Annotated in this window: 9 protein-coding genes; 6 read left to right on the forward strand and 3 right to left on the reverse strand. The window is 74.5% G+C overall.

Annotated features, from left to right (window positions below; translation table 11 throughout):
• The first annotated feature begins 1 nt into the window (after position 1).
• Genes ACF07B_RS14380 through ACF07B_RS14395 form a run of 4 tightly spaced genes read left to right on the forward strand, consistent with a single transcriptional unit; the run spans position 2 to position 6589 of the window.
• Complete coding sequence (locus ACF07B_RS14380) at positions 2–1081, forward strand: LLM class flavin-dependent oxidoreductase (RefSeq protein ID WP_384243482.1); 1080 nt, start codon at positions 2–4, stop codon at positions 1079–1081.
• Positions 1078–3384 carry a hypothetical protein gene (locus ACF07B_RS14385; protein WP_392179176.1) on the forward strand — a complete coding sequence of 769 codons (2307 nt, stop codon included), beginning with the start codon at positions 1078–1080 and terminating at the stop codon, positions 3382–3384. The genes ACF07B_RS14380 and ACF07B_RS14385 overlap by 4 nt, the downstream gene beginning before the upstream one ends.
• Positions 3381–5078 (forward strand): hypothetical protein, encoded by a 1698-nt coding sequence (locus ACF07B_RS14390; protein WP_392179177.1) that lies wholly within the window; start codon positions 3381–3383, stop codon positions 5076–5078. The genes ACF07B_RS14385 and ACF07B_RS14390 overlap by 4 nt, the downstream gene beginning before the upstream one ends.
• Complete coding sequence (locus ACF07B_RS14395; RefSeq protein WP_392179178.1) at positions 5075–6589, forward strand: hypothetical protein; 1515 nt, start codon at positions 5075–5077, stop codon at positions 6587–6589. The genes ACF07B_RS14390 and ACF07B_RS14395 overlap by 4 nt, the downstream gene beginning before the upstream one ends.
• An 80-nt stretch (positions 6590–6669) precedes the next feature.
• On the opposite strand, the gene ACF07B_RS14400 is transcribed toward ACF07B_RS14395, so the two are convergent.
• Positions 6670–9639, reverse strand: coding sequence for an AAA family ATPase (locus tag ACF07B_RS14400; RefSeq protein WP_392179179.1), 2970 nt, complete (start codon positions 9637–9639; stop codon positions 6670–6672).
• 451 nt (positions 9640–10090) lie between these two features.
• Here ACF07B_RS14400 and ACF07B_RS14405 point away from each other — a divergent pair, with 451 nt between their 5' ends.
• Together ACF07B_RS14405 and ACF07B_RS14410 are read left to right on the forward strand one after the other, a co-directional pair.
• Positions 10091–10909, forward strand: a complete 819-nt coding sequence (locus tag ACF07B_RS14405; RefSeq protein ID WP_392179180.1) for a LuxR C-terminal-related transcriptional regulator — start codon at positions 10091–10093, stop codon at positions 10907–10909.
• A 281-nt stretch (positions 10910–11190) separates the two neighbouring features.
• Positions 11191–13008, forward strand: a complete 1818-nt coding sequence (locus tag ACF07B_RS14410) for an ABC transporter ATP-binding protein (protein WP_392179181.1) — start codon at positions 11191–11193, stop codon at positions 13006–13008.
• 27 nt (positions 13009–13035) lie between these two features.
• On the opposite strand, the gene ACF07B_RS14415 is transcribed toward ACF07B_RS14410, so the two are convergent.
• A complete protein-coding gene (locus ACF07B_RS14415; protein ID WP_392179182.1) occupies positions 13036–14772 on the reverse strand; it encodes a GAF domain-containing protein in 1737 nt (578 codons plus the stop codon).
• Between the two features lie 166 nt (positions 14773–14938).
• The gene (locus ACF07B_RS14420) at positions 14939–15751 is read right to left on the reverse strand and encodes an SAM-dependent methyltransferase (RefSeq protein WP_392179183.1); all 813 of its coding nucleotides are present in this window, start codon (positions 15749–15751) and stop codon (positions 14939–14941) included.
• Positions 15752–15934: the final 183 nt, after the last annotated feature.

Below are 15934 nucleotides of genomic sequence, written 5' to 3' on the forward strand. Positions count from 1 at the left end.
CATGCGCTTCGGCGTCTCCTTCCTCCCCGACTCCTCACCGCGGACCAAGTCTCCGGTCGACTACTACCGGGAGGTCTTCGACCTCTGCCGGCTGGCGGACGAGTCCGGGATGGACTACGTCAAGATGACCGAGCACTACCTGCACGCCTACGGTGGCTACTGCCCGAGCCCGCTGACCTTCCTGGCCGCGGTGGCCGCGCAGACCCGGCAGATCCGGCTGATCACCGGCTGCACCCTGCCGGTCTTCCACCACCCGGTGAAACTCGCCTCCTACATCGCCATGGTCGACGCGATCAGCGACGGGCGCCTGGAGGTCGGCTTCGCCCGTGCCTACCTGCCGCACGAGTTCCAGACCTTCCAGGTGCCGATGGACGGCAGCCGGCAGCGTTTCGAAGCGACGATCAACGCGGTGCACCGGCTGCTGACCGAGGAACAGGTCACCGAGGACACCCCGTACTTCTCGTTCCGGAACGCCACCGTGCTTCCCCGGCCGACCCAGAACCCGCGGCCGCCGTTCTGGGTCGCCGCGGTGCAGACCCCGGAGAGCTTCGACCGGATCGGCCGGTTCGGCCACGGTCTGCTGATCACCCCGACCGGCCGCGAGTTCGACACCTCGCTCACCGCCCGCTACCGCGAGGCGTTCGCCGCGCACCACCCGGACGGCACCCCGAGCGTCATGGCCAGCCTGCCGCTGCTCGTCGCCGAGACCGATCAGAAGGCCCGCGAGCTGGCCGACCCGCACCTGAACGAGTACCTGAAGGTCTGGGCCTCCGCCCTGGACACCTGGGACGAGACCGTCTCCACCGACTACGTCCAGTACACCGGTCTGGGCAACGTGGTCCGTACGCTGACCGCGAAGGACCTGCGGGCCACCGGGACGGCGTTCGTCGGCTCGCCCGAGCACGTCGCCGACCAGATCGGCCGCTTCCAGGAGCGGGTCTCCCCGGACGGGATCCTCTGGCAGGCGGACTTCGGCGGCTTCGGCGGGACCGACGCCATGCGCTCGGTGGAACTCTTCGCCGACCAGGTCCGTCCCCAGCTCGCCACCGGGAGCGCCGCACCCGCCGGAGCCACCGTATGACCGCCCCGGCCGACGGCCGCCCGGCGGACACCCCGGTCCTCCTGCTCGGCCGCGTCCCCGGCCGCCGCCTCACCTCGCCCGGTCTGCGAGCCGCCCTGACCGCGCTGGCCACCGCCCCGGACCGGGCGGCGGCCGAACGCGAGGTGGCGACCGCCCACGGCGAGGCGCTACGGCAGGAGCGCGCCGCACTGCGCTCTGCGCTGCTCGGGGACTGTTTCCGGTCGACGCTCGCCGCCGGACGGCCCGGCGGCCCGGTGAGCGGCTACCTCGCCGCCGATCCGCCGGAGCGGCCGCCCGCCGCGCGGGACGCCACGGCTTCGGAGCCCGCCGTCCTGGAGCAGTTCTCCCGGGCGATGCTCCGGCTCGGGCCGCCGACGGCGCACACCGCGGTCGCCCTGGGCCGCTGGGACGAGCACGGCGCCTCGCTGGACCGACCCGGCCTCGACCCGGCCGGCGGCCGCTCCGTCCTCGCGCTGGACCGGCCGCAGCTGGTGATGGCGGTCGACGCCCTGCTGGCCGGCCCGGATCCGGCGGCCGGGTCGCTCCCGCCGCTGCTGCGCGCCAACTGGACCCTGCGGCACCGGCACTCCCAGGTCCGGTTCTACCGCCGCGCCGGCGAGCAGCTCCGGCTGGTCGGCACCGCGACGACCGGGAGGGTCCGGGCCCTGCTCGGCCTGGTCGAGCTCGGTCCGCTGCCCGCCGAGGTGCTGGTCCGGGAGCTGGCCACCGGGCTCGGGCTGGGTCCGGAGGCCGCAGCCGCCCTCGCGGCCGAGGCGGTGGAGCTCCAACTCCTCGTCGGCGCAGCGGAGTTCGATGGTCAGGACGAACGCCCCGCGGCAGCCGCCGCCCAGCTCCTGGCCGACCGTCACCCCGGAGCGGCCAAGCTGCTGGTCGACGTCCAGGAGCGACTGGACGCCGCCGCAGGTCACCAGCGGCCACCGGCCGACGCCCTGGCCGGGCTGGCCGAGGACCAGCGGGCACTCAACGCCCTGCTCTCGCACCCGATCGGACTACGGGTCACCGAGGAGTACGTGCTGCCGCCGGTCGGGATCGCCGCGTCGCCGCACCGGGAGGCCCTGGACGACCTGGCCCGGGTGCTGGAGTTCGCCGCCCTGTCCGACCGGGTGCACGACGCCCGGGCGCTGCTGGTCGCGGCCTTCACCGAGCGGTTCGGCCCCGGGGCCCGGGTCAGGCTGGCCGACTGCGCCGCCGACCTGGTCGCCGTGGTCGCCCGCCGGGCCCGGTTGCTGACCCCCGTCACCAGTCCGGACTTCGGCCCCACCGACGGCTCCCTCACCGAACTGCTGCGGCTGCGCGCCGCCGCCCGGGCGCTGCTCGGCGAACGGATCGCGACCGGGGTCACCGAGGTCGGGATCGACCCGGCGGAGCTGGCCGCCCTCGCCGACGGACTTCCCGAGCGCTTCCGTCGCCCCCACGCCTCGTACGGAGTGCTGGTGCGGCCGATCGGTGACCGGCTCGCGGTCCGGGGGTACCACCCCGGCGGCGGGAGTTCCGCACTGCGCCACCTCGGCACCGATCGCGCGTTCGGCGGCGAGGCCCGCACCAGGATCGCCGAACGGCTCAAACGCGCCGCGGGCCCCGCCGTCCCGCTGGAGGACCGGGGGCTGCACGGCCTCGACGTCAACCACCGCCCACCGCTCCTCCCCGACCGGATCGACCCGGTCGGCTGGCTCGGCCTCACCCTGTCCCACGACCGCGGCACCGACACCCTGGAGCTGCTCGACCCGGACGGCGCGCCGGTCACCGTGCACTCCCCGGCCCTGGCCACGCCCGGCCAGCTCGCGCCCCCGATGCGGATCGCCCTCTGGCTGCACGGCACCGGCCGTCTCCGGCTCGACCCGCCCGGTGAGGCCGCCGCCGATCCGCACCGCACCACCGGCACGGTCTCGTCGCCCAGGCTGACGGCGGGCCGGGTGGTCCTCCAGGGCCGCCGCTGGTACCCGGGGGAGGACCTGCCCACCGCCACCGGGCCCGGACTGCTCTGCGCGCTCGCCGACTGGCGGGCCGCCCACGACGTCCCCGAGGAACTGCTGCTGGTCGGACCCCGCCCGGCCGACACCGGCCTCGACGGCCTCCTCGGCCCGCTGCCGACGGCACCCGACCGCACCCGCTACGTCGACCTCGGCAGCGCGCTGCTGGCCGAGACCGTCCGCGAACTCCCCGTGGGCGGCTGCCTGGAGGAGGTTCCGGTCGGCGTACAGGACGGCGCGTACGCCCTGGAATGGGTCCTGGAGTACGACCGCGCGCCCGGCGGGCGCTTCCACGACGGGGTCAGGCCATGAGGGTGAAGCTGCGCCCCGGCGCGCACTTCGTGCCGGTGGCGCGCGGCCTCTACTGCGCGCGGGGCGACCGCACGTTCGTCCTGGCCTCCCCGCCACGACTCCAGCGGCTCCTCGACGACCGGCTCGGCGAACTCACCGACGGCGCCGACGCGGCGGACCTGCTCGGCTCGGTCGTCGAGCCGGCCGAGCGGGTCGCCCTGCGGCAGGTCCTGGCGGCGCTGCTCGACCAGGGCGTGCTGTTCGACCTCGACCGGGCCGGCGGGCCCGTTCCCGACCTCGCGACCGCCGAACGGTACGGGGACGCCCTGGCGTATTACGAGGAGCACTGCGCCGAGCCGTACGCCGCCTTCGCCGTCCTGCGCGCGGCCGAGGTGGCCGTCCTGGGCGGAGGTCCCGCTGCCCGAAGCACCACCCGGGGGCTGCTGAACCTGGGCGTCGGCACGGTCACCGACCGGCCGGGCCCCCGCACCGCGGCCGCCGTCCTCGCCGCCGCCGCACCTGCGGAGCTGTCCGAGCTCGCCGCCCTCCTCCCGGCCGGCACCCCGTACATCCCGGTCCCGGCCGGGGACGGCCACCAGATCGTCGGCCCGGTGCTGCGTGGCGTGCCGCAGGCCCGCGCCTTCCGGGCCGCGGCCGAACGCGCCGCCGCCTGGTCCCGCGACCACCCCGCCGGACGCGCCCCCACGCTGCACGCCGCCACCCTCGCGGGCTCGCTCGCCGCCCGCGGCATCCTCGACCACCTCGGCGCGACCGCCCTCGGCACCCCTGATCTCCGCCTCATCCACGGCCGCACCCTCCGGACCACCCTCCACCCGTTCACCGTCCGCCCGGCCGGACCCCGTTGGTCACCCGTCACCCACCAGGCACCGGCGGAAGCCGACGACACGCTCTCCCCGGCGGACGGCACTGCGGACGAACCGCTCACCACGCGGTGGTCCGGGCTCGGACAGTGGCGGGACGACCTCGACCTGCCCCAACTGCCCTTCCGCTTGGCCGCGTTGGAAGCGGTCGTGCTGCCGGGACAGCCGGTGCTGCTCGGCTGGGGGACGGAGCCCGAGGACGCCCGGCGCGACGCGCTGCTCCGGCTGCTCCGGGCGACGGCCGAGGACGCGAGGCCGGATCCCGCCCACCCGGGCACGGCCGCCGCCGGAACGACGTCCCGGCGCTGGCTGCTCGACGGCCTGCTCCGCGTCCTGTCCGCGGAGGAGCCCGACGACGGCCCGCCGTTGCCGGGGTCCGAACCGGCCACGCCGCGGGCCCGATCACTCCTCCGGGCCCTCACCCACTACTTCGACCGCCCCGCCCGGCTCAGCCGCCGCACCCTCCCGGGCACCGACTGGACCCTGGTCACCGTCACCCACGCGGACACCGGTGAACGCCTCGCCCGCCAGTGGGGACCGTCCGCCCAGGCCGCCGCACAGGCCGCACTGGCCCGTGCCCTGGCCGGACTCCAGCAGGACAGGGCCGTGTTCGCGGCCGCCACCGTCGGCACCCGGGCCCTGGAGTGGGCCGGCCCGACGGAGCTCACCGCCCTCGATGCCGCGCTCCGCTCCCCGGAGGTGCTGCGCGGCCGCGCGGTCCACGCCCGCAGGCTCACCACCGACCCGGTGCTCGGCCCCGTACCGCTTCCCTGCGGCCTGATCTGGCTGGCCGACCCACCCACCGCCCCCACCCGAGCCCCGGAGGAATCGTGACCGGCACGGCCGACGTGCTCCGCTTCGCGCTGCGGCAGGGGCCGCTGCGCGGTCTGCTGCACGATCCGATCAACGTGGACGAGCGGGTGCCGACCACCGCCTGCCTGCCGCCGCGGTCGGCCCGTGCCGACCGGGGCCGTCCGCTGCCCCTCGGCGCGCACGACCTGCTGGCCGCCACCCCCTACCCGGCCGGCCGGGCAGGCGCCGTCGGGGCGGGCGGCGGCCGGCGGGTGGGTGCCGTGCTGGCAGCGGCCTTCGGGCCGCTGCGCCGGGAGCCGTCGAATCCCGCCAACGACCACCGCGTGACGGCCTCCGTCCGCAGCAAATTCCCGGTGCACGTCTTCGCGGTGCCCGCCGAGGGCCCGGCCGGATATCTCGACCCGTACCGGCACGCCGTGGTCGACCTCGACCCGGCCGGCGCCCCGGCTCCGCGTCCCGCCCGGAACGACCTGAACATCGTGCTGGCCGGCCGCCACACCGATCTGCCGACGCCCTACGGCGTGCTGCGCTGCGCCCTGGCGGACCTGGAGGTCGGTATCAACCTGCGCAGCCTGCTGGCGACGGCCGAGCTGTTCGGCCTGCGCGCCTCGGTCCGGGTGTCGGGACCCGAGGTGGTCCGGGCCGCCCGGCTGGTGGCCGCGACCGGTCCGGGGAGCTGGTCGGCACCGGTGGTGGTCACGCTGCACGAGGTGGGCGAACTGCCGTCGGCCGGACCGCTGGAGCCGGTCGGCGGCGGGGCACTCGACGCCGAGCTGGACGCCCTGCTCGAAGAGGAGACCGGCCATCCCAGCCTCGCCGAGACCGCCGCCGCCGTGGCCCCCCGGCTGACCGGCCCCGCGACCCCCACCGGCCCCGGTCGCGCGCTCCCGGAGCTGCCCCTGCCCGGAGCCCGGAAGGCGGACCAGGACTGGGCCCGGGTGTGGTGGAACCGGTCGGCGGGCCGGGTGCCACGACCGCTGAGCGGGTTCTCGGCCCGGCCGGTCACGCGCGGGGAGGACTGCCTGCGGGACCTGCTGGCCTGGGCGGCGGCCCCGGCACCCGTCGCGCTGCGCGAGGTGGCCGCCCGGGTCAGGGTCACCGTGGTGCCCCAGCGGCTGGCCGGTCTGCCCACCGGCCGGTACGGGTTCACCGACGGCGGGCTGCGGCCGGTGGAGGCCGACCCGGAGCTGCCGCGCCGGATGGAGGCGCTCTTCGGCTACCCGCTCACGCCGGCCAACGACTGCGGCATCCGGCACGCCACCGCCCTGTGGATCTTCTCGGCCGACCTGCGGACGCTGGTCGAGGATCTCGGGCCGGCCGCCTGGGGTCTGCTCCAGGTCTGGTGCGGCTGGGTCTCGCACGGGCTGACCCTGGGCGCGGCGGCGCACGGCCTGTTCGCCCGTCCGGCGCGGTCCTTCGACGAACACCGGCTCGCCGACCTGCTGCGCCTGCCCGAGGCTGAGTCCCCGGTGTTCCTGACGGCCTGCGGCGCGACCCGGTACGCCGAACCCATGCTGGACCTGCGCCCGTGATCCGCCGTGCCAGGGCGTGTCCGCGAAGTCGCCTCTGCCCGGCGCCCTCCGGGCGGACGACGCGACTTCGCGGACACGACCTAGGGCCGGTCAAGGCCGAGTGCCTGCCGACCGCCCTCGGCGGCCAGCAGGGCGCCGAGCGCTGTCCGGGAGGACACACCGAGTTTGCGGTAGATCTTCGCGAGGTGGGCGTCGACGGTGCGCGGGCTGAGGAACAGGCGGTCGGCGATCTCCCGGGTCCGGGTGCCCTCGACCGCGAGCGCGGTGATCTGCCGTTCCCGTGTGGTGAGCAGGGCCAGGCGGGGAGCGGTGTCCGGCGGGGCCTGCCCGGCCGTCCCCGCCCGTGCGGCCAGGCCCCGGCGGACGGCGGCGGCCTGCCCGGCGATCGATCCGGCCCCGGTCTCGGCGGCCAGCCGGTCGGCCTCGTCCAGCCAGGCGTCGGCTCGGTGGCGGTCTCCGACGGCGGCCGCGATCGGGGCGCCGAGGGCCAGGGTCAGCGCACGCTGGACGGCGAACCCGGCTTCCTGGAACCACTCGGCCGCCGCCGCCAGGCCCTCCATGGCCCGGGTGGGCTCGCCTCGGGCGGCGGCCACCAGACCTCCGGCCCGCCGGGCGAAGCCCTGCTGGCCGCGGAGTCCGAGGCCGTTGGCCACGGTGTCCGCGAGCACTGCCCAGGTGTCGGCCTCCGCGACGTCGCCGGTGGCCAGCGCGGCGGCCGACAGCAGGGCGTACCAGAGCGGACGGAAGATCACCTGGGTGAGCGGCAGCTCGGGGCCGCCCCCGGCGTCCAGCAGGACCCGGGCGCAGCGGGCGGCCTGACCGGCCGCCAGCAGGGCCTGTGCGTGGACGGCCACCGTGCTCCGGCTCCATAAGCCCGCGCTCGGGGCGGACCGGACGGCCTCCTCGGTGAGTGCCAGGGCCGCTCCGTCGGCGGGTCGGGCGTTCGAGCCGGTCGCTGCCGCGCGGAGGGCCATCGCCAGGCCTCTGAGCTCGCGGATGCCGAGTTGCCGGGCGACCTCCTCGGCTCCCTCGGCGGTCCGCTCGGCCTGCCGCAGCTCGCCTGTCCAGAGCTGCCGGAAGCCGATGCCGAGCAGCAGGTGCGGCACCACGTGGTCCTGGCCGTTCCGGCGGGTCAGGCGCAGAGCCCGGTCGTGGTGGCGGGCCGCGTCGGCGTACTGCTCGGCGAACAGCTCGCCCCAGCCCAGCTGGCCGAGCGCCTCCGGCTGCCGGGCGAGGTCGGCGTCGGAGAGCCGGTCGGCCAGCGCGGCGCCCGCGGCCAGTTCCCGGCGGGCCTGGTCGACCCGGCCGAGGCAGATGCTGCCGAGTCCGCGTACGGCGAGGGCCGCCGCCTCGGCCGGCGGGTCGCCGAGGTCGCGGGCCATCCGCACCGCCCGTTCGACGAACGGGTCGGCGTCCGCGAAGCCTCCGGTGAGCAGGGCCACCGTGCCGTACTCGGTCATCAGCGCGACCGCTTGGGGCGAGGACCAGCCCTCGATCCTGGGCAGCTCGTCGCGCAGCAGGGCCTCGGCCTCGGAGTAGTGGCCGAGCATGCGTTCCGTGCGGGCGCACAGCATCGCGGTCTCGATCCGCCGGTCCAGGGGGTCGGTCGGGACCCGGGCCAGCACCTCGTGCAGCAGGTCGCGGCTCTCCGACAGCTGCCCCGAGGTGGCCAGGGCGAGGGTGCGCGCGAGCTCCAGCCGGAGCCGGCGGTCGCGTTCGGCGGGGGCGTCGGGGATGGCCCGGAGAGCGACGTCCAGCCAGCGTGCGGCGTCGCCCGGGGCGGTCCGCAGCGCGGCCTCGGCGGCCTCCTCCAGGATCTGGACGACCTGCGGGTCGGCGTCGACGAGGCACCGTTCGGCGTGCCGGGCCCGCTCCACCGCGGGGGCGCTGCCCCGGGTCAGCCTGGCGAGCGCGCGGCGGTGTGCGCCGACCCGCCAGACCGGGTCGGCGTGCTGGTAGACCAGCCTGCGCAGGACCGGGTGGCGGAACGTCAGCTGGGGCGTGCCGGGGACCGGGCGCAGGATGTCGCGCCGGGTCAGTGTGGTGGCCGCGTGATGGGCCCGCTCCGTGGAGAGTTCGGCGACCTCCGCGAGCGCCTCGACCAGGAAGCGTTCGCCGAGCACGGAGGCGGCGGCGGTGAGTAACCGGCCGTCGTCGGGCACCAGGGCGAGCTCGCCGAGCAGCACCGCCGCCGGTTGGCCGAGTGTCCGGCCGCCGGTCCCCGGCGGGCGGGCGTCGGCCGCTCCGCCGTCCTCCGCCAGGTCGGCGAGGGCGAGCAGGAGGAGCGGGTTGCCACCACTCTCCCGGTGCGTCTCGTCCCAGCGGTGCGACCGGCCGTCGGCCTGCCCGGGGCCGCCCGCCAGGCGGGCGAGGGCGGCGGACTCGGCGGCGGACAGCGGTCCGACCTCGACCCGCTCGGCCGGGCCGCTCTGGTCGGCCCGGCCGAGGACGTCGAGCAGCCGCAGCGGCGTCTGCCGGGGACGGTGGGTGATCACCAGCAGCAGTGGTCCGCGCACCCGATGGTGGATCAGATGGTCGGTGAGTTCGACCGATCCCGGGTCGGCCCAGTGGGCGTCGTCCAGGATCAGCAGGGTCGGTGACCGCTCGGCCCACCGGCCGAGCAGCGAGCGCACCCGCTGGTGCGTCCGCGCCCGCTCGGCGCCGACGGGTGCGGGCTGATCCGACCAGAGCTCGTTCGCGGGGCCGTCGCCGAGCAGCGGCTGGAGCGAGTCGGCCAGACCGGGCGGCAGCAGCGGCCCGGCCGCCTCGGCACGGAACCGGTCGCCCAGCGCGTCCTGGTAGATCCCGAACCCGAGCCCGGTCTCGGCTTCGGTCGCCCGGCCCTCCAGGACCTGGACGCCACGCGAACGGGCGTCGGCGGACAGTTCCCGGAGCAGCCGGGTCTTGCCGATCCCCGGCTCACCGGTGATCTCCAGGATTCCCCCGAGACCGCTCAGCAGGTGCCCGACCGCGCGTTTCAGCCGTCCGAGTTCGACGTCCCGGCCGACCAGCCCGGCCGGCCGCCCCGAGCGAACGTCCGGTACGTCCACAGGCCCCCGCCCCGCCCCACCTTGCACCAGCGCCGGCCCAGCAGAGCTCCCCCGGCCGTCGGGACCGTGCCCGACCAGGGCTCACCTTAGGTGACTGATCATCAGTACGTATATGAGTTAGGTAGTTCTGCGGATGCCCGGCGAATCTCCTCGCCCATAGATTCGGCGACGTCGCCCCCCACCACCACAAGAACGGGGACTGCGGGCCTCGTTCATGCCTCCTCCAGGAGCAGTCTTGACGCGTATCCGCGCGGCAGCGGCGGACATGGCAGCAACTGCGTTCGCTCCCAGCACCTGTCGATGCCCCACGTCCCAAGGACCCACACCTCTTGGCCACGCATCTCCCGGATGCGCCCCGCTCGGATCCGCGCCCGCCGTCACCACCGCGGCCGTTCGGGCGGCCGCCCGGTGGCCGGCCGCGGCCGAAGCGGCAGCCTCGGGACTCCACGCCATGCTCGCCAGCGAGAGCAGCTACTGGCGGTCGGTGCTCGACCTGGCGGGGGGCCGGCTGGATTCCCTGCTCACGATGCAGAAGCAGGTCTCCGCCGCCTTCGACGGACCGGTCACCGAGCGCGCCGTGGGCACCGAAGCGCTCTCGGCACTGCTCCGCTCACTGGCCACCGACTGCCGGTCCGGGGTGGACTGGCTGCGGTCCGGCGGCCGACGGCCGTCCGTGCTCGCGCCGCTGCTCGGCCGGGGGCTGGACTGGTTGTCCGGCGAGGTGCGGGTGCGGGCCCTGCTGGACTCGGTGCCCGACGCGGCCCGCGCCGGGCAGCTGCTGGAGGCCCACCCGAGAACCGGGGCGTCCGAGGTGCGGAGCAGCCCCGGTCTCCCGCAGGAGATCCTGCTCGTCGACGATCGGATCGCCCTGGTGCCGCAGGTCATACCGGGAGACGAACCGGCAGTCGCGGTCCTCCGCGAACCGGCCGCCGTCCGGCTCGCCCGGCTCCTCTTCGAGGCCGCCTGGTCCACCGCGGTGCCCGCCGAGCGGTCCATGCCGCCCGTGCGGGCTGTCGCGGCCGAGGAATCCGTGGACGACTCCCCGACGGACCCGGACAACCTGGCCGGCGACCCGCTGAAGCTGCGGATCCTGCAACTGCTGGCGGCCGGCGCCAAGGACGAGTCGATCGCCCGCCGTACCGGGATCTCCCTGCGCACCTGTCGACGGCACATCGCCGCGATCCTTCTCGCGCTCAACGCCGAAAGCCGGTTTCAGGCCGGGGCCAATGCGTTCCGCCTCGACCTGATCGGCCCGTCCCGGCGGATCTGACGCGAGGGGCTTCGCCGAAGGACGAGGCCGGACGACGTCGGAAAACGCCGCGCGAGGTCGTACCCGCTTGCCCCCGATCGTCGGCTCCTCCCCGGGGGCGCGAGCGTACGGCTGTCCGAGACGGGCCGGTGGCCGAGAAAAATGCTTGGACCGTGTGGCCGTCGTCACGGGATTATGCAGCTTCTTGCCTGCTCATATCCGGACATCGGCGCCTTGGGGAGCCGGGGTGGACCGAACCACGGACGGCGCGGCGGGCAGCCGTACGACGACACAGGGCTGTGATGGCATCTCCTGAACCGCGCAAAGCCTTACCGGGCAAGGGCCCGGTCCTCCTCGCACTTCGTTACTACGGAAGGGAGCTCCGCAGACTCCGGCGGCTGACCGTGCCGGGCATGCTGCTGCCGGCGGTGGGCAACATCGGCATCAGCTACATCGCGCCGCTCATCGTCGCGAAACTCGTCGGCCGTATCGCGGAGGACGGCGGCGGTGTCTCCGCCGGTGACGCCCTGCCGTACGTCCTCGCCTTCGGCGGTGTCCTGCTTCTCGCGGAAGCGTTCTGGCGCCTCGGCCTGCACTGTCTGAACCGCCTGGACGCTCTCGGCATCGAGCGGCTGTACGTGATCGGCATGGACGAACTGTTCGCCAAGGACGCCTCGTTCTTCCACGACAACTTCGCGGGCTCGCTGACCAAGCGGGTGCTGAGCTTCGCCTCCCGCTTCGAGGAGTTCGTCGACACGATGACGTTCCAGGTCGTCGGCAGCCTCGTGCCGCTCGTCTTCGGGTCGGTGGTGCTGTGGCGCTACGAACCGCTGCTCGTCGTCGGCCTTCTGGCGATGATCGCCGTGACCGGCGTGTGCGCGGTGCCGCTCATCCGCCGCCGCCAGTCACTCGTCGACGAGCGCGAGGAGGCGATCGCCCGGGTCTCGGGCCATGTCGCCGACAGTCTGATGAACATGGACACCGTGCGGGCGTTCGCCGCCGAGGAGCGCGAGGCGGCGGAGCACCGCTCCCGGGTCGCGCTGTCACGGCGGCTCACCCTGCGGTCGTGGGACTACGGCAACCTGCGCATCGACACGTTCGTCGCGCCGATGTCCGTCCTGACCAACGCGCTCGGCCTGCTGCTCGCGATCACGCTCGGCGGGGGAGCGCACGGCGTGGAGGCGGTGGTGGTCGCCTTCACGTACTACGCGAACGCGACCCGGATCATGTTCGAGTTCAACCAGATCTACCGGCGTCTGGAGAGCTCGATGACGGAGGCCGCCCAGTTCACCGAGCTGCTGATGTCACCGCCGACCGTGCTCGACCCGGCTGCTCCGGAGCCTCTGCGGGCCGGCGACGCCGACGTCCGCTTCGAGCAGGTGACCTTCACCCACGGCGGCGCCGAGCCGCTGTTCGCCGGGCTCGAACTGGCCGTTCCCAGCGGAGCGAAGATCGGTCTGGTCGGCAGATCGGGCGGCGGCAAGACCACGCTCACCCGGCTGCTGCTGCGGATGACGGACATCGAGGGCGGCCGCATCCTGATCGGAGGCCAGGACATCAGCAGGCTGCGGCAGACCGACCTGCGCAGCCTGATCGCGTACGTGCCGCAGGACCCGGCGATGTTCCACCGCTCGCTGCGGGACAACATCGCCTTCGCCCGTCCGGACGCGACCGAGGAGGAGATCCGGCGCGCGGCCGAGGCGGCACACGTCACGGAGTTCGCGGACGCGCTGCCGGACGGTTTCGCGACCATGGTCGGAGAGCGCGGCATCAAACTGTCGGGCGGTCAGCGCCAGCGGGTCGCCCTCGCCCGCGCCATCCTGCGTGACGCGCCGATCCTGCTGCTCGACGAGGCGACCAGCGCCCTGGACTCCGAGAGCGAGCTCCTCGTCCAGTCGGCGCTGTGGCGGCTCATGGAGCGGCGGACCGCGCTGGTGGTGGCGCACCGGCTGAGCACGGTCGCCACCATGGACCGGCTCGTCGTCCTCGACCGGGGGAAGATCGTCGAACAGGGCACCCATCGGGAACTGCTCGCGTCGGAAGGCGCCTACGCGAAGCTGTGGCGCCATCAGTCCGGCGGCTTCATCGACGACGGCCCCGCCTCGGCCGACCGGCTCTGACAGCGTGCCGGCCCGGGGCGGCCCGGGTCAGACGGAGTCGTCGTGGTGCAGCGGTACCGTCCACTCCAGGACGGTGCCGCTCGGCTCGTCGGCCGTCAGGGTGCAACGGCCGCCCAGCTGCTCGGCGCGGGCGCCGATGTTGCCGAGACCGCTGCGGCGGGTGTCGCCGGGGCCGATGCCACGGCCGTTGTCCGTCACCCGCAGCCGCAGTGTCGTGGCGGTGGCCTCGGCGGTGACCTCCACCGCGGTGGCCCCGGCGTGCCGGGCCACGTTGGACAGGGCCTCGCGCAGGACGGCGAGCACGTGTTCCCGCTGTTCGTCGGGCACGTCGGTGTCGAGCAGGCCGCTCATGCGCAGGGCGGGGGCGAAGCCCAGGGTCTCGGCCGCGCGGCCCACCTCGGTGACGAGCCGGGTGCGCAGACCGGCGGTGGCGCCGGACCGGTCGCTCTCCCGCAGGGCGTAGATCGTGGAGCGTACGACCTTGATCGTGTCGTCGAGATCGTCCACCACGCGCTGGACGCGTTCGGCCACGTCGGGCCGGTCGGCGAGGCGGTTGAGAACCGACTGGAGGCTGAGCCCGCCGGCGAAGAGCCGCTGGATGGCCAGGTCGTGCAGGTCGCGCGCGATGCGGTCACGGTCGTTGAGGACGAGGAGCTGTTCCGCGTCGCGGCGGTGCTCGGCTATCTCCAGGGCCAGCGCGGCATGGCCCGCGAACCCGGCGATCATGTCGATGGTGGCGTCGGGGAACGGGGTGCCGCCCTGCCGGTTCGCGACCTGGAGAACGCCCCGCACCCGCTCCTGGGTGCCGAGCGGAATCACGAACGCCGGGCCGAGGTCGAGGACCGACGCGCTGCCCGTCCCGGTACGGGGGTCCTGGCTGAGCGAGGTGCTGACGATCCTCTCGCCCGAGGCGTACACCTTGGCCGCCAGACTCGTCCCGTCGGGCAGGGTCAGGCCCCGCACCTGGTCGGCGTCGCGCCCCTCGGCCGACTCGATGACCAGGTCCGTGGTCCCGGTCAGCGGCAGCGCCAGAGTGACGAGATCGGCGTCGGACAGCTCGCGGACGGTCGCCGTGAACGCGTGCAGGACGTCGACCGGGTCGGCGCCGGACAGCAGGGTGCGGGTCAGTTCACTGCTCGCGGCCAGCCAGCGCTCGCGGCGCCGGGCGTCGTCGTACAGCCGGGCGTTGTCGATGGCCACACCGGCCGCCGCGCCGAGTGTGCGCAGCACCGCCTCGTCCTCGGCGTCGAACGGGGCCCCGCCGTGCTTCTCGGTGAGATACAGGTTGCCGAAGATCTTGTCGCGGACCTGCACGGGGGTGCCGAGGAACGTGGTCATCGGGGGGTGACCGGGCGGGAAGCCGACGGAGTCCGGGTGGTCGCTCAGCACGGGCAGCCGCAGTGCGTGCGGCTCGCGGATCAGCAGGCCGAGGATGCCTTCTCCCCGGGGGTAGTGACCGATGCGGGCGATGGTCTCCTCGTCGATGCCCACGGTGATGAACTGCTTGATGCCGCCCTCGTCGCCGAGGACGCCGAGCGCCCCGTAGCGGCAGTCGACGAGCTGCACCGCGGATTCCACGATCTGCCGCAGGACGACGTCGAGGTCGAGGTCGCTGCCGATCGCGAGCACCGCTTCGAGGAGGGTGTGCACCCGGTTCTGGGTACCGCGCACACGCTGCACCTGCTCCTGGAGGTCCTCCAGCAGGGCGTCCAACCGGAACTGCGGGGCCGACGGCTCCTCCGGCAGGTGTGCGCTCCGGTCCATATGAGATCCCCTCACTTACCCACCCGTCGAAGCCATGATGCCCGACCGCCCGTGCCCGTGGTCGGGCACCTGGGCGGATCGCGGCGACGGCTTCGGGGGGCGGAGGGGAGGACAGCCCGGGCCGCCGGGTCCAAGGACCCTGCCCCGGACCCTTGCCCGGCGATCCCTAGCGTTTCAGGCCGACCCCGCCGTACAGGGACACCGGCTCGTGGCCGATCGGGGTCTCGCCCTCCGCGAGCTCGGGACGCCAGTCCTTCACCGAGACGACCCCCGGCTCGACCAGGTCCAGTCCCTCGAAGAAGCGGCTCACACCGGCGTGCGAGCGGCCCACCAGGGTGACACCGCCGCGCGCGTACGCCTCGATGCCCTGCCGGACCTCCTCCGGCTCGAAGTCGGCGGTCATCGCGGACAGGGACAGGAAGCTGCCCGGCGCCAGCGCGTCGACCAGAGTGCCGACCAGCTCGTACGCGCCGCTGTCGTCGGCGATGAAGTGCATCAGCGCGATCAGCGACAGGGCCACGGGACGGTCGAGGTCGAGTACCCGTGCCGCCTCGTCGAGGATCTTCAGCGGCTCGCGGACGTCCGCCTGGACGTACTCCGTCACGCCCTCCGCGGTGCCGCGCAGCAGCGCCTCGGCGTGGGCGAGGACGATCGGGTCGTTGTCGACGTACACCACCCGTGCGTCCGGGGCGGAACTCTGCGCGATCTGGTGGAGGTTGGGCTCGGTGGGTATGCCGGTGCCGATGTCCAGGAACTGGCGGATTCCCGCCGTGCGGACGAGGTGCCGGGTGGCCCGCTGCATGAACCAGCGGTTGCTGCGCGCGGCCCGCTTGGCTCCGGGATCACGCGCGGTGATCTGCTGTCCGAGCCGCTCGTCGACCGGATAGTTGTCCTTGCCGCCCAGGTACCAGTCGTACACCCGTGCCGGATGCGGCCTGCTGGTGTCGATCCCGTCCGTGGCGGACTCCGTCCCCGTCATACGACAACTCCCCGCTCTCCTGGGTCTGTTCACCCCGGCGGCCTGCGTTCGGCGGGGCGTGCGAGCAGTCTGCCATCCACGCGAGGCGCGGAGCCGGCGGCCGTCGATCCCCGGCCATCGCCGGCAGGGCGGATCTTCCCAAGGATCCGGCGTGGGGATATAGTCCAAAACTAGCAGTGCTAA

Origin of the sequence: Streptomyces sp. NPDC015532 (genome assembly GCF_043078065.1) — a bacterium.
Lineage (GTDB): Bacteria > Actinomycetota > Actinomycetes > Streptomycetales > Streptomycetaceae > Streptomyces.

Bases quoted from the DNA above. Each gene is read 5' to 3' on its own strand.
- ACF07B_RS14380 (WP_384243482.1), top strand. From the start codon at position 2: ATGCGCTTCGGCGTCTCCTTCCTCCCCGACTCCTCACCGCGGACCAAG.
- ACF07B_RS14385 (WP_392179176.1), top strand. From the start codon at position 1,078: ATGACCGCCCCGGCCGACGGCCGCCCGGCGGACACCCCGGTCCTCCTG.
- ACF07B_RS14390 (WP_392179177.1), top strand. From the start codon at position 3,381: ATGAGGGTGAAGCTGCGCCCCGGCGCGCACTTCGTGCCGGTGGCGCGC.
- ACF07B_RS14405 (WP_392179180.1), top strand. From the start codon at position 10,091: ATGCTCGCCAGCGAGAGCAGCTACTGGCGGTCGGTGCTCGACCTGGCG.
- ACF07B_RS14410 (WP_392179181.1), top strand. From the start codon at position 11,191: ATGGCATCTCCTGAACCGCGCAAAGCCTTACCGGGCAAGGGCCCGGTC.
- ACF07B_RS14415 (WP_392179182.1), bottom strand. From the start codon at position 14,772: ATGGACCGGAGCGCACACCTGCCGGAGGAGCCGTCGGCCCCGCAGTTC.
- ACF07B_RS14420 (WP_392179183.1), bottom strand. From the start codon at position 15,751: ATGACGGGGACGGAGTCCGCCACGGACGGGATCGACACCAGCAGGCCG.